The organism is Enterococcus sp. 12C11_DIV0727 (genome assembly GCF_002148425.2).
GTDB lineage: Bacteria > Bacillota > Bacilli > Lactobacillales > Enterococcaceae > Enterococcus_L > Enterococcus_L lemimoniae.
In genome coordinates this window covers 230990-245235 of record NZ_CP147248.1, presented here as the reverse complement: position 1 = coordinate 245235, position 14246 = coordinate 230990, and the positions used below count along the sequence as shown (strand labels likewise).

12 protein-coding genes and 1 pseudogene are annotated in these 14246 nt (G+C 37.2%); all 13 read right to left on the bottom strand.

Features of this window, described 5'->3' with window-relative positions; all coding sequences use genetic code 11:
* Positions 1 to 38: 38 nt before the first annotated feature.
* The 13 genes and pseudogenes from grpE to nusA all read right to left on the bottom strand — a co-directional run bounded on the left by grpE (position 39) and on the right by nusA (position 14203).
* Positions 39 to 602 carry a nucleotide exchange factor GrpE gene (grpE, locus tag A5866_RS01210; protein ID WP_176332565.1) on the bottom strand — a complete coding sequence of 188 codons (564 nt, stop codon included), beginning with the start codon at positions 600 to 602 and terminating at the stop codon, positions 39 to 41.
* Between the two features lie 40 nt (positions 603 to 642).
* A complete protein-coding gene (gene hrcA / locus A5866_RS01205) occupies positions 643 to 1686 on the bottom strand; it encodes a heat-inducible transcriptional repressor HrcA (protein WP_086444605.1) in 1044 nt (347 codons plus the stop codon).
* A 183-nt stretch (positions 1687 to 1869) separates the two neighbouring features.
* Positions 1870 to 3030, bottom strand: coding sequence for a radical SAM family heme chaperone HemW (hemW, locus tag A5866_RS01200; protein WP_086444606.1), 1161 nt, complete (start codon positions 3028 to 3030; stop codon positions 1870 to 1872).
* Between the two features lie 223 nt (positions 3031 to 3253).
* Positions 3254 to 5100 (bottom strand): annotated as a pseudogene (gene mgtA, locus A5866_RS01195) (magnesium-translocating P-type ATPase); the annotation flags it as partial.
* A gap of 406 nt (positions 5101 to 5506) precedes the next feature.
* Positions 5507 to 5704, bottom strand: a complete 198-nt coding sequence (locus A5866_RS01190) for a hypothetical protein (protein ID WP_086281537.1) — start codon at positions 5702 to 5704, stop codon at positions 5507 to 5509.
* A gap of 189 nt (positions 5705 to 5893) precedes the next feature.
* The gene (ribF, locus tag A5866_RS01185) at positions 5894 to 6829 is read right to left on the bottom strand and encodes a riboflavin biosynthesis protein RibF (protein WP_086444607.1); all 936 of its coding nucleotides are present in this window, start codon (positions 6827 to 6829) and stop codon (positions 5894 to 5896) included.
* Between the two features lie 17 nt (positions 6830 to 6846).
* Positions 6847 to 7767, bottom strand: coding sequence for a tRNA pseudouridine(55) synthase TruB (truB, locus tag A5866_RS01180; protein WP_086444608.1), 921 nt, complete (start codon positions 7765 to 7767; stop codon positions 6847 to 6849).
* A 184-nt stretch (positions 7768 to 7951) separates the two neighbouring features.
* Complete coding sequence (locus tag A5866_RS01175) at positions 7952 to 9223, bottom strand: coiled-coil domain-containing protein (RefSeq protein WP_086444609.1); 1272 nt, start codon at positions 9221 to 9223, stop codon at positions 7952 to 7954.
* A 199-nt stretch (positions 9224 to 9422) separates the two neighbouring features.
* Positions 9423 to 9773, bottom strand: coding sequence for a 30S ribosome-binding factor RbfA (gene rbfA, locus A5866_RS01170; protein ID WP_025870867.1), 351 nt, complete (start codon positions 9771 to 9773; stop codon positions 9423 to 9425).
* A 34-nt stretch (positions 9774 to 9807) separates the two neighbouring features.
* On the bottom strand, positions 9808 to 12399 hold the full coding sequence (gene infB / locus A5866_RS01165; RefSeq protein WP_086444610.1) for a translation initiation factor IF-2: 2592 nt from the start codon (positions 12397 to 12399) through the stop codon (positions 9808 to 9810).
* A gap of 12 nt (positions 12400 to 12411) precedes the next feature.
* Positions 12412 to 12714, bottom strand: a complete 303-nt coding sequence (locus A5866_RS01160) for a YlxQ-related RNA-binding protein (RefSeq protein WP_086444611.1) — start codon at positions 12712 to 12714, stop codon at positions 12412 to 12414.
* A complete protein-coding gene (gene rnpM / locus A5866_RS01155) occupies positions 12707 to 13003 on the bottom strand; it encodes an RNase P modulator RnpM (protein ID WP_086281553.1) in 297 nt (98 codons plus the stop codon). The genes A5866_RS01160 and rnpM overlap by 8 nt, the downstream gene beginning before the upstream one ends.
* Positions 13004 to 13021: 18 nt before the next feature.
* The gene (gene nusA / locus A5866_RS01150) at positions 13022 to 14203 is read right to left on the bottom strand and encodes a transcription termination factor NusA (protein ID WP_086444612.1); all 1182 of its coding nucleotides are present in this window, start codon (positions 14201 to 14203) and stop codon (positions 13022 to 13024) included.
* Positions 14204 to 14246: the final 43 nt, after the last annotated feature.

The window sequence follows — 14246 nt, the reverse complement described above, 5'->3', positions numbered from 1 at the left end:
TTTTTTAATTTATAGTATACAAGCATTGTTTTATGTTGCTATTGAGCAACGATAACCATGCTTGCTCGTAAAACACGATCATGTAACTTATAGCCTTTTTGTAAGACTTCAACGATTGTGTCCGCAGGTGTTTCATCACTTGCTGGAATCGTTTGAACTGCTTGATGTAAATTAGGGTCAAAGACTTCACCCATCGTTGGGATTTCTTCGATTCCTTCTTCTTTCAAAGCAGCTTGTAAGCTTTCAAGAACCATTGAAATGCCTTTTTTCAAGCTTGCGCCTTGCTCATCATCGACTTCGATTGCCATCGCACGCTCTAGATTATCAAGCGAGGGCAATAATTTTTTACCTAAATCTTGTGATCGATAACGAACGAGCAATTCACGCTCGTTTTTGAAACGATTGCTCATATTGGCAATCTCAGCACGTGCTCTTAAAAACTTGTCTTCCATTTCTGATAAGTCAGCTTGAGCCGTTTCTAATTCTGTCATCTCAGCTTCTGTTTCAGAAACTCCAGAATCATCAATTGCTTCCGTATGTTCTTCTTGAATTTCTTCATTTGTTTCTTCTTTATTACTCACTCTGGCAACTTCCCTTCTCATTTCCGTAGAATTGGTAGAATTCTATATTTTCACTTAGTGTCTATTCGTCAAGAAAACGATAATAGGCTCCAAGTTTTGAAGCTAGTTCATCGCGGAATACATCCACTAAACCAAACATTTTAGAATATGGCATGCTTGTTGGACCTAGCAATGCGATCGTTCCTTTACCGTGACCTGCTACTTCATAAGTAGCGGTGATCATACTCATATTCGCTAACAAGTCATTGCCGATTTCTGAGCCGATTCGAATAGCGATCGACGAGTTATTTTCGTCTTCATTCGTTAATAAATGCGTGATAGCATCTGTATTTTGCATAAATGAATAAACGGATTTCAATTGATCCATATCTTGTTTTATACCAAAATCTAACACATTCATACGACCGCTGACGAAGACTTTTTCTTCAAATGCATGACCTAACATAGCATCGAATAAACTCATCATACCGTCAGGTGTTTGAAAATAACGATGTAAAATCATCGGAATCTCAGTTCGCAGGCGATGATAAATCGTTAATAATGGTTGCCCCACCAACTTGTCATTGATGATTTGCGTCATTTTTTCTAGATCTTGGCTGGAAACAGACGCTGGAATTGCGAATACTTGGCTTTCGACATTTCCTTTATCTGTCACAATGACCGCTATGATTTGTCGGTCATTTAAAGGAACGATCCGAAAACCTGTTAGTCTTCGTTCTTTTACCTCAGGACCTAAAGAAAACGCCGTATAGCTCGTCAAATTGGAAAGGATCTCCGCAGATTGTTCAATGATATCATTGATCTCGTGAAACTCTTTTCCAAAGGAGTGACGAATGGTTTCCAATTCATCATGCTGAACTTCCGTTGGATTTAGTAAATGATCCACATAATAGCGATAACCATCCATTGATGGAATTCTCCCTGAAGATGAATGAGTTTTTAACAGCAACCCATGCTCTTCCAGAGCCTTCATATCGTTACGGATTGTTGCGGAGCTTGACTTGATTCCTTCTTCCATCAGCTTCTTTGATCCTACAGGTGTTCCTGTGTTGGTGTATTCTTGGATGATAAGTCGCAAAATATTCTTTTGTCTTTCTGTTATCATAGTTACCACCCTTCATTAGCACTCATGTTATTCAAGTGCTAATACAATTATTAATATAGCAAGTTCTGCTAAAATTGTCAAGAGAAAAACATTCTTTTTTAGCACTCTTTATCATCGAGTGCTAAATCAATAAAAAAGAACGAAAATAGAGCTTATACATCTCTACTTTCGTTCCCGTTATGATCACTTTTCCTTATCGATTAGAAAAGCTTCAAACACGTCATTTCCTACAAAAAGTCCTTGTTCAGTTAATTGGATATACTCTTTATCCTCTAGTAGCAATCCTTTTTGAATTAAATCAAGAATCGTTTCTTGGTAGACCTGATTCAAGGTCAACCCAAACTTCTCCTGGAATCTTGTCTTTGAAACGCCCATTTTTTTTCGTAGTCCTAAGAATAATTCTTCTTCCATTTGATTATTCAAGGTCAACACTTCAGTTTCCAAAGTTGGTAATTGATTTTTACGTAACGGTTTTAAATAATGCTGGATCGGTCCATGATTTTTATATCGAGTGTGACCTAAATAGCCACTAGCTCCAGCACCAAATCCATAATAATGATCATTGTTCCAGTAAACTAAGTTATGCTGACTTTCTTGTCCCTTTAAAGCAAAATTACTCACCTCATATTGATGCCGTCCTGCTTTCTCCATTGCAGTAATCGTCTCTTCAAACATTTGCGCTTCCACATCTTGATCTGGCAACTGTAAACGTCCTTGACGCACCCAGTTCATAAACATCGTCTTATTCTCCAAAATCAAAGAGTATAACGAGTAATGTGGTAAATCAAGCTCGATCGCTCGTTTCAAGGTATCTCTAAATCCTTCTAGTGTTTGACCAGGCAACGCATAAATCAAATCGATACTGACATTTAGGAAATCTTCTCTTTCTAAAAATTTCATTGTTTCATAAACATCTTCTGCTGTATGTTTGCGTCCAATTTTCTTCAACAATTGATTATCGAATGTTTGAACCCCCATTGATAAGCGATTTACACCATATTCTTTCATCACTTGTAGCTTTTCTTGCGTTAAATCACCTGGATTTGCTTCTATTGTAAATTCATTTTTAGCATCAATTGGTAGTAACTCACGGACACCTTTTAACAATACATCCAGTTGTTTTGCCGATAAAGAAGTTGGGGTTCCACCACCTATGTAAATTGTTTCGGTCGTTTTACTCGGATATTGCTCTTTGGTCAAGCGAATCTCTTTCAAAAGACTTTGAATATATTCATCGACTGGTTGCCCCTCTAAAAACACTTTATTAAAGTCGCAATAAAAACAGATATGTTCACAAAACGGGATATGTATGTAAGCTGAAATTTTTGTATTATCGTTTTTCAATTTCCTATTCCTCCAATTTAAAAGCCTTCTATCTTACAGATTATTTATAGAAGACGTTTCTTATCTTAACATATCCCATCATAAAATGTTCTAATTTGATTCAATAAATTCTTATTCTCTTACTCAACTATTACTATTATTGGATACAAATTAAAAATGATACCTTGCCTCCTCCATAAAGGTCAAAATACCATTACATATCATAACGCTGCCGTGCTTTTTTTTATAGCAACTCTTGATATTTTCTCATATAAATTTTTTTTATCACTGTTACTAAAAGTAAATAGGCAATGATCGTTGGAATCAAATAAAAGAAGTAATTTCCAGGTAATGGTGCAAATCCAATACTTGCTCCAAGACGCGTGAAAGGTAAAACAGTCCCAACCAAAATCCCAATTGACGTAACTAACGTTAAAATGCCAGACGCCTTACTTTGAAGAAATGGAATTTTCGGTGTTCTTAAGATATGGAGCACCAAAATTTATGACCATAATGATTCAATAAACCAACCGGCATGGAAAATAGCTATAAATAGTAATTGTTCATCCGTTGTTAATGAGAAAAAGCCTCCGCCCAAAATTGCTGGACAAATAATAAAGTACATAAATAAATAGGTCACAATATCAAAAATCGAACTCGTTGGTCCAAACCATCTCATGAATGAACCAATCGATTTAGCTTCCCATTTTTTTGGTTTTTCTACATACCCTGCACCTACATTATCCCAAGGAACAGACATACAAGATGTGTATCATAAATCAAATTCAAAAAGAGTGATTGAATCGGTGCAACAGGTAAAAATAGTAAAAAGATACTTGCTGGAATAACTGAAAATACATTACCGAAATTTGAACTTACAGTCATTTTGACATACTTCATTGTATTGCTAAAAACTCTGCGACCGGAAATTATTCCTTTCTCTAAAACCATCAAGTCTTTCTGCAATAAAATAACATCTGCAGATTCTTTTGCAATATCAACTGCTGTATCGACAGAGATTCCAATATCTGACACCTTCATCGCTCTTGCATCGTTGTTTCCATCCCCCATAAAACCAACTGTTTGTTCATTTTTTTTCAAAGCTTTCACTATTTTTGTTTTTTGATCAGGTGTTACTTTTGTGAAAATGTTGTATTCATTCACCGTTTCTTCTAACTCCGTTTCAGATAGCTTTGCAAGAGCTGAACCATTGATCATTTTTTCTGAACCAAGACCAACCTCTTTACAGACTGAACGGGTAACTAACTTATTATCACCTGTTAAGATTTTCACAGAAACACCATTATTTTCTAGCACTTTAATAGCTGCTGCCGTTTCTTTAGGAGGGTCTAAAAATGCTAAATACCCTTGTAAGATCAATTCTTTTTCATCTTCAACTGAATAGTCATCTAATTGATTATTGACCTTTTTATCGGCAATCGCTAATACACGCAATCCATCTTCATTTAATTCGTTTACTGTTTTTAATACTTGCTTCTTTATTTGGGGCGTGATTGGAACAATCTCACCATGTTGGTTGATATGAGAACAAGCTTTCAGCATTTCTTCCACTGCTCCTTTGGTAATCAAAAAACTTTGATTGGATCTTCTATTTTTTACCACCACACTCATTCTTCTACGATTAAAATCAAATGGAATTTCATCAATTTTAAAGTAGTCTTCTTCATCAATAGATAACTCTTTTGACGTTGCTTCAATAATTGCTTTATCAATTAGATTGCGCAGGCCTGTTTAAAAGTAGCTATTTAAAAATGCTGAATGTAAGACTTCTCGATCTTCTTGACATGAAGTATTGTAATGATATTCTAAAATCACTTTATCTTGTGTTAGTGTACCCGTTTTATCTGTACATAAAATATCCATGGCGCCAAAGTTTTGAATAGCATTGATATTTTTCATGATCGTGCCTTCTTTTGCCATGTCTCTAGCGCCTTTAACTAAATTGGTCGTAACAATCATTGGCAACATTTCCGGTGTAAGACCAACCGCTGTTGCAATTGCAAACATTAAGGCCTCACTCCAATTACCTTTTGTGATGCCATTGATTAAAAAGACTGCAGTACTTAGAACGCCACTTTAATGCGTTAAATATTACTGCAATCAATCATAAAAAACTGCCGACCAGAGTAATGTCCATTTACTATCTAAAAAATAAGTATATGGGCCTCCACTTGAAGCAAGTCCTATCTTCTTTTGCTGATCCATCATTTTAGTGATTCTTATGACGCTTTAGGCGGCTAAAATTCGACTGTTCGCTTTGCTACATGAAATCAAAACAGCTTCCTACTAAATCAGCCAGCATTCATCAAAAGTAAAACAAAACTTTTGGTGAATGCTGGCTTTTGTCTCAATTTTTCCTGTTTTCACTTATAAGATCATCACATAAACAGCTTGATACAGAACGATTTATCAAAATAGTTGTTTTAACATTTCCTTCAAACATTATAAACAATTGAATGAATCGTCCGTTACTTATTTATCCCTTGTTCTTTTTTGTAGTTGATTTCGACGTTTTTTCATCTCCTTGCTTCTTACTTGATTCTAAAGAACGACTACTTTTCTCCACTTGAGAGGATGACGTTTCATGATGATCTTTTTTCTCCAAATTTTTTCTGCATCCTACTAAAACTAGTGAACAAAGCACAACTGTTGCTCCTAAAATAATTTTTTTCATAGACTTTATCCTCCTAAAAGTTCGTAAGCAATTAATTTTTACTTGTTCTCAATTATGACAGAATAGAATAAATGAACCATCCTAAAATCGTTATGACACTATTCTTTTTTTACAAAAAAAGCTAAATAAACAGCCTATAAAAGTTACGCTGCCTATTTAGCTTATTGTTAAAATCTAGACTAAACTCTTTTATATAAAGTAGTCAGCTGTATCTTGTTCATCTTGTTTAAGCTGTACAATCAAACTCTCAGCTCCATCAAATTTAACTTGATCACGTAAATAATGATTCCAGCGAACAGTGACTTGCTCACCATAAATATCTTGATGGAAATTTAAGATATACACCTCTACTGTAAGATCGCGACCATCGCCAAACGTATCATTATGTCCGATCGACCCCATGCCAATATGCCAGCTCTCACCAATTTGAATCTTCACGGCATACACACCAATTCTAGGTAAACGCACCGTGCTTTTGACTTTGATGTTAGCAGTTGGAAATCCTAACAAACGACCTCTAGCATCCCCATGAACCACTGTTCCGTCAGTTTCATATACATAGCCTAATAATTCAGTGACTTCTTCCATTTTACCTTGTTCCATTAAATCTCGAATTCGTGTTGAACTGATTTTTTCACCATCTAGCTCTTCTTTACTTACAGTAGCAATTTCAAAGCGGCTTTTAGCATATCCTGGCAAATGAGCAACATCTGCGATATCTTTTGGTCCATAAGTATAATCAAAGCCAGAAACGGCAACTTTTGCATGTAAACCAACAATATATTGATCCACAAATTCTTGCGGTGCTAAATGAGCAAATGCTGATGTAAATTCGATCACATATAGAATATCTACTCCTTGCTTTTCCATCAATCGTTCTTTTTGTTCTAGACTATTTAAATATTTCATATTTTCAGGTAGAACTTTTTGGAAAACGATAGACGGATGTTGGTTAAACGTCATTACAGCTAACTTTAAGCCTTTTTCTTGTGCTAATTTTTTGCCTGTTTCAATTACTTTTTGATGTCCACGATGAACTCCGTCAAAAAAACCTAAGACCATAACAACTTCATCTGTCGGAATTTGGTCTGCGGTATATGGATGTCGGATTGGAATGATTTGCATGATAAAACTTCTTTCTATTAATTATTTCTTAGTACCTTGCTAGGTTTTAATATATTTTGTTTTGTTGGGTGCGCCATGTATAAACTCACAACTTGATCTTGATAAAATAGCGCGACTAAATCTTTTGGCATTTCATTTAGAGATAATTCAGTTGGAGTTAAACGAACCCCATTTTTAACTTTCTGATAAAGTTCAGCAGATAAATCGATTCGTTGGAAACGTTCAATTGCTGTTTCAATTGGCAATAGGGTTTCAGTAATTGCATTTTTCTCCATTATTTCTGCCACTTGGGCTAACGTCAAGCTTTGCTCAGCAGTCAATCCACCGCTTGCTGTGCGCGTTAAATCTGACATATGTGCTGGAACACCTAAAACAAGTCCTGTATCTACAGATAACGTCCGAACATAAGTCCCTTTACCACAGACCACTTTAAAGCTCCAGCTTTGTGTTCCTTTTGCTTCGTCAAATTCAGGATCACTTGTTCGCTCAAAAGAATAAATCATTGCTTTTCTGACTGGGCGTTCGACTTCCTCGCCATTTCTAGCATACTCATAGAGACGTTTACCGCTGACTTTGACCGCTGAAAACATCGGTGGAATTTGCGTGATCTCACCTGTCATCGTTTGCATAGCAGCATCGATTTCTTCATTTGAGAAAGCTTTAGTAAGTGCAGCGCACTCAACTATTTCCCCACTGGCATCTTCCGTTGTTGTAGAAAAACCAAGAGTGATTTGTCCTTCATAAGTCTTGCCAGAATCAACCATATATTCAATCACTTTCGTCCCTTTGCCGATACAAATCGGTAAAACACCAGAAACATCTGGGTCAAGTGTACCGCCGTGACCAATTTTTTTTGTATGTAAAATTTTCCTTAGTTTAAAAACACAGTCATGACTGGTCATGCCCGCTTCTTTCCATAAAGGTAAAATACCGTCCATTGTTTTCCTCCATTAGATTATTAACTTATTTATTATAGCATAGAAGAGAAAGAAAATTCATTTTTTCAAAACCAGTTTTATTAGTTAGTACGTAGCAACAAAAAAAACGTGAAGCAAAACAAATTACGTTGTTTTGCTTCACGCGACTATGTCAATATAATATGAACTCAATTCGATCGAATTGTTAAGCAGAATGACCGACAATTACGCCACCAGCATAGCCAAATCCAACACGTGTCATACCAGGATTAAGCTCCCAATCACGGTGCCCAGTTCCAGATGGAGAGGTCATGTTCGTCTCATTATACCAAGCCATAATAACTGAATTACCTGGAGCAAACATAAACGCAATAACTTCATCTCCTCTATTCCAGTGATCTGACGGTACTTGGAAATCTTGCATGATTGAAGCACGGCTGCTAGCTGCGGCCGCAAGTCCTGCATCCCAACTAACTGGACTCAATCCATGAGCCGCCCGTAAAGCGTTTAGAGCTTGAAACGTGGCGTCACCAGAAGTAACTGGTGGTACTACAGGTTCCTCAGGCTTTTCTGCAGGACCAGTGCTTTCTTGAGTGTTTGAGTTGTTTCCCCCATTGGTATTACCAGTTGATTCATTGGTTTCACCGGCATTAGAAGGTGCAGTCGGAGTTTCTGTTACAGTTTCACTTGGAGCCGTTGCTTTTTCTGTTGTAGTTGAAGTATCCGTTTTGGTTTCCTCCATTTTAGCGGTCTCGACCTTTTTAACTTCTTTCTTTTTCGTTTCCTTTGCAAGCTGAGCTTTTAATGCTTCTTGCTGTTGTTTTAGCAACGCATTTTTTGAACTTTCAGCTCCGGAAGTTTCAGAATCAACCTCTGCTTTCAATACATTTAAATCGGCTTGTTTGGCAACCAAATTTGCTTGTTCTTGTTCAAGCTGATTTGCTGCTTCTTCGATAGCAGTTAAATTTGTTTGGATATTCGTTTTTTTCGTTTCAACAAGTTTTTTATCTTCTTTTTGCTGTTTTACTAAGTCATTATTCGCCGTTAAAATGGAAGAAATCGCTTGAACTCGGCCAACAGCATCTGAAATTGATTCTGAATTTAAAATCATATCCAGAATTTGAGTTCCTTGTCCGTTTACTTGAACGTTTCTACCTTGTTTTTGAATGGCTTCTGTTCGTTTGTTGATGCGGACATCTAATGCAGCAATATCTTTTTTCAGCTGTTCTGATTCATTTTTTAAAGCTGTTTTTTCTTTGCTCAATGAAATCCCTTCATCATAAATTGAAGAAATTTCCTCTTCTAATGCAGTGATTTGTGACGTCACACTTTTTTGTTTTTCTTTTAACGCTGAGATTTCTTTATCTTGTTGTTCTATTTTTTTATCAGTTGTTTCGGCTAATGAACTAATTGGTGCTACGGTTCCCGCAACTGTCATCATGCTAACTAGTAATAATGATAATTTTTTATTTTTCACTATTAACCCTCCATTTTTTCAACAGTGTCTCTAATGAGATCTATACTTTTAAAATGATACCATAAATTCTATTTTTTTGGTCGCTAAAAGTATTACAATTTCTTTCAATATAGTTACAAAAAATAATTCTATTACAAAAAAGCCGAAAAAGCTAAATGGGCTCATTTAGCTTTTTCGACTTTTCTAGTAGGAAGATTCTCTATTCGCCTTGATTCAATTTACGAATCAATTCATCAATATGATTTCCATATTGCACAGATTCATCTTTTTCAAAAATCAGCTCAGGCGTTTTGTAGAGTGTTAAACGTTGACCTAATTCTTTGCGGATCAATCCTTTTGCTTTATCTAATCCTTGTTGCGCTTTTTGATGATCAGAAGCTAGATCAGATAACAAACTGTAATAAATCGTCGCTTGCTGTAGATCACCTGTTACACGAACATCAGTGATCGTAATGTCTTGCACACGTGGGTCTCTCACACGTTTTCTCAATATATCATTGATTTCACGCATGATTTCTTGACCTACTCGGCGGTCACGATAATTTGCCATACTGTTTCTCCTTCTCTCTATTTTTAATTGTTTTTTATTGTTTGATTTCTTCCATTACAAAGCCTTCAATGACATCATCCACTTTAAGATCGTTAAAGTTTTCAACCATTGCACCACATTCAAAGCCAAGTTTCACTTCTTTCGCATCGTCTTTGAAACGTTTCAAGCTAGATAATTTCCCTTCAAAGATCACGATTCCATCACGAATCACACGAACACCACTATCACGACGGATAGAGCCTTCCGTTACGTAACAACCGGCAATCGTCCCAACTTTAGAGACTTTGTAAAGCTCACGAACAGTCATTTGACCAGTAATTTTTTCCTCGAATTCAGGATCAAGCATCCCTTTCATTGCTGTTTCGATTTCTTCGATCGCTTTGTAGATGATGCGGTGTAGGCGAATATCCACTTCTTCTTGATCCGCTTGTTGTTTCGCTTGCGGTGTTGGGCGAACGTTAAAGCCAATGATGATTGCATTACTTGCTGCTGCAAGTGTGACATCACTTTCATTGATTGCACCAACGGCTGAGTGAACGATTTTCACACGAACGCCAGCAACTTCGATTTTTTGTAAACTAGCTGCTAATGCTTCAGCTGTCCCTTGTACATCCGCTTTGATGATGACATTAACATCTTTCAATTCGCCTTCTTTTAGGCTTTCAAATAAGTTGTCTAATGTTACACGATTATTTGATGAGCGTTGTTCAAGTTGAGCACGCTTGCCACGTTCTTCACCTGCTTGACGAGCTGTTTTTTCATCTTCAAAAACTACAAAACGATCACCCGCTTGCGGTACATCATTCAACCCAGTGATTTCAACTGGCGTTGCAGGTCCAACCGCTTTATCACGACGGCCGATATCATTTGTCATAACACGAACTCGTCCAAAAGTATTACCGACAACGATTGGGTCTCCAACTCTTAATGAACCTTGTTGAACAAGTAACGTTGCAACAGGTCCCTTGCCTTTATCTAAACGAGCTTCGATCACTGTACCAATCGCACGTTGCGTTGGATCAGCTTTTAAATCTTCAACTTCAGCAATCAATAGAATATTTTCTAATAATTCATCGATATTTTGGTTGAATTTTGCTGAAATATTCACGAAGATCGTATCTCCGCCCCATTCTTCTGGGATCAAGCCATGTTCACTTAATTCTTGTTTCACATGATCAGGATTAGCACCTGGTTTATCGACTTTATTGACCGCTACGATAATAGGCACTTCTGCCGCTTTCGCATGGTTAATCGCTTCAACTGTTTGTGGCATCACACCATCATCTGCTGCAACGACTAAGATCGTAATATCTGTGATACCAGCTCCACGAGCACGCATGCTTGTAAACGCCGCATGTCCTGGTGTATCTAAGAAAGTGATTGGTTTACCATCGATATTGATTTGGTACGCACCAATATGTTGTGTGATACCACCAGCTTCACCTGAAGTTACGCGTGAATTACGTAAGGTATCAAGCAATGTTGTTTTACCGTGGTCAACGTGACCCATGATGGTTACAACAGGCGGGCGTGTTACAAGATTTTCTTCAACTAATGCTTCTGGTTCGAAGAATTTATCGATATCAGCTACATCAACTTGAACTTTTTCTTTTGGTTCCATACCATAATCTACTGCTAATAGTTCAATTGTTTCTTTGTCTAAAGATTGATTTTGATTGACCATTACGCCCATCATGAATAGCTTCTTGATGATCTCAGCTGGTTCACGGTGAATTTTCTTCGCGATGTCCGCTACATTCATTCCTTCCGTATATTCTAATACATCTGGCAATTCACGGAATTTACGTGCTGGAACAGCTGGTTTTGTGGATTCTTGGTATTTGCCTTTTTTGCCTTTTTTGTTGAATCGGTTGCGGTTTTGATTGTTGTAGCCATTACGGTTACGATTTTGGCTGCCACCTCCACCACCGAAGCTATTGTTGCGGTTACCAGTGTTGGTATTATTACGATTTTGGTTTCCTTGAGCATTGCTGTTGCTCGGACGATTTTGTTGTCCAGTTTGTGCCGGACGGTTTTGTGTTGTATTTTGGTTCGTACGATTTTGGTTTGTATGTTGCGTGTTCCCTTGAGTCGGACGATTTTGTGTATTGTTATTGTTACGGTTTTGATTATTTTGTTGTCCTTGTTGTGTTGGACGATTTTGGTTGTTTTGTTGCGGGCGATTTTGTTTCCCTTGATTTGAACGGTTTTGAGTCATATTTTGGCTGCTTCCTTGCATGTTACGATTTTGGTTGTTGCGATTTTGATTATTTTGTTGTCCTTGTTGCGCTGGACGATTTTGATTATTTTGCTGTGGACGATTTTGTTGTCCATTTGCTTGTTGTGGTTGGTTTGGTCTATGTCCATTTTGGTTAGCTGGTTTTGGATTTGCTGGTTTTTTTTGCGGCTGATTTCCTTGTGTTACTTGTGGTTTTGCCGCAGGTTTTGGTTGCGTATTGGCAGGTTTAGTTCCTCCAAATGAGTTACGAAGTTTCGATTCGTCCTCAGAAGAAATTGCGCCCATGTGATTTTTCACATCCATACCTAAAGCATGTGCTTTTTCGACAACATCTTTACTCGATTGATTTATTTCTTTTGCTAATTCATAAATTCTTTTTTTCCCCATGCAATCACCTTCCTAAGCTTTGATTAGTTCCTTGAATTTCTTCGCAAAGCCGGAATCATTGATACCAATCACCATGCGTGTTTTACCGATCGCATGACTTAACTCTGCTTGAAAAAATGATTCATCACAAGGAACATTATAATAAGAACACTTGTCCTTGATTTTTTTTCTTGTATTATCACTAGCATCAGCGGCAACAAAAACAAATTTTGCTTTGTTGCTACGGATATCACCGATGGTCAATTCTTCACCAGTCACTAGTTTCCCAGCTCTCATAGCCAAACCTAATAAATTTAGTAGTTTCTCTTTATCCATTTCCGAACAACTCATTACGTGCTTTTTGATGTTCAACATAGTCTAATAATTCTTGGTAAAACGCATCTGTCAATGTCGTCTCTAGCACACGATCTAAAATGTGTTTGTCCCACGCTTGCTGAACCTCTTTCGGTTCAAGTGAAACGTAAGCGCCACGACCTGGCATCTTCCCAGTGGGATCAATCGCCACTTCACCTTCTTTAGAGCGTGTGATTCGAACTAATTCTTTTTTGGGTTTCATTTCACCTGAAACAACAGATTTACGCATCGGGATTTTTCTTTTTTTCATTTGCTTCCCTCCAAATGGTTAAACTTGTTCTTCGTCTTCTGCTGTTTTTTCTTCAAACGCAATGTTTTCATATTCATCAGCAGTCATATCAGATGCCACGATTGCATCATCGTGAGCTTCCTCTTCAGGAGTTTCTTGATTTTCCGCAAGTTGTGCATAGTACTCTTCCATTTCAGATTCTGGTTTGATATCGATTTTAAAGCCAGTTAATTTAGCAGCTAAACGAGCATTTTGCCCTCTTTTACCGATAGCAAGTGATAACTGATAATCTGGAACGACAACTGTACAAGCTTTACTATTAGTTTGATCAAAAATAACATCTACTACTTGTGCTGGATTCAATGCATTACTGATGAACACTGCAGGGTCTTCGCTCCACTCAACGATATCCATGTTTTCGCCTTTTAATTCATTGACAATTGCTTGAACACGTTGTCCCTTTGGTCCCACACAAGTTCCAACAGGATCGATATTCGGATCAGTTGAACGAACGGAAACTTTTGAACGATCGCCGGCTTCACGTGCAATGCTGACAATTTCTACAATTCCATCATACACTTCTGGGATTTCTTGTTCAAATAATCGCTTCAATAAATCTGGATGACTACGGCTAACAAAGACTTGCGGGCCTTTTGACGTATTTTCCACTCTTGAAACATAGACTTTGATACGATCATGTGGTTGATAAAATTCATTTGGCATTTGATCTTGTTTTGATAAAACAGCTTCAATTTTACCTAAGTTCACATAAATATAGCGACGGTCTTGTCTTTCAACGATTCCTTGCATGATATCATTTTCATATGCACTAAATTCATTGTAGATAATGTTTCTTTCCGCTTCACGAACGCGTTGTAAAATAACTTGTTTCGCTGTTTGTGCAGCAATCCGACCAAAATCCTTTGGTGTTACTTCAAAACGGATCTTATCGCCCATTTCGTAAGCTTTATTAACTTCCATCGCTTCTTTCAATGATACTTCTAATTGTGAATCAAATACTTCTTCCGTTACTTCTTTAACGGCGTAAACATGGATGTTGCCTTTTTTACCGTCAAATTCAACTTCAACATTTTGCGCTTGTCCATAATGTCTTTTATATGCGGAAACTAACGCTGCTTCCAATGCATCAATCACGATCTCTTTAGAAATACCTTTTTCAGCTTCTAATGCATCTAGTGCATTTAACATTTCTTTGCTCATTTTTTTATCATTTCCTCCTACTGTCTAAATGAAAGGTAAACGG

Bases quoted from the DNA above. Each gene is read 5' to 3' on its own strand.
- hrcA (WP_086444605.1), bottom strand. From the start codon at position 1,686: ATGATAACAGAAAGACAAAAGAATATTTTGCGACTTATCATCCAAGAA.
- truB (WP_086444608.1), bottom strand. From the start codon at position 7,767: ATGGACGGTATTTTACCTTTATGGAAAGAAGCGGGCATGACCAGTCAT.
- A5866_RS01160 (WP_086444611.1), bottom strand. From the start codon at position 12,714: ATGGATAAAGAGAAACTACTAAATTTATTAGGTTTGGCTATGAGAGCT.
- infB (WP_086444610.1), bottom strand. From the start codon at position 12,399: ATGGGGAAAAAAAGAATTTATGAATTAGCAAAAGAAATAAATCAATCG.
- nusA (WP_086444612.1), bottom strand. From the start codon at position 14,203: ATGAGCAAAGAAATGTTAAATGCACTAGATGCATTAGAAGCTGAAAAA.
- ribF (WP_086444607.1), bottom strand. From the start codon at position 6,829: ATGCAAATCATTCCAATCCGACATCCATATACCGCAGACCAAATTCCG.
- rbfA (WP_025870867.1), bottom strand. From the start codon at position 9,773: ATGGCAAATTATCGTGACCGCCGAGTAGGTCAAGAAATCATGCGTGAA.
- rnpM (WP_086281553.1), bottom strand. From the start codon at position 13,003: ATGAAAAAAAGAAAAATCCCGATGCGTAAATCTGTTGTTTCAGGTGAA.
- grpE (WP_176332565.1), bottom strand. From the start codon at position 602: ATGAGAAGGGAAGTTGCCAGAGTGAGTAATAAAGAAGAAACAAATGAA.
- A5866_RS01190 (WP_086281537.1), bottom strand. From the start codon at position 5,704: ATGAAAAAAATTATTTTAGGAGCAACAGTTGTGCTTTGTTCACTAGTT.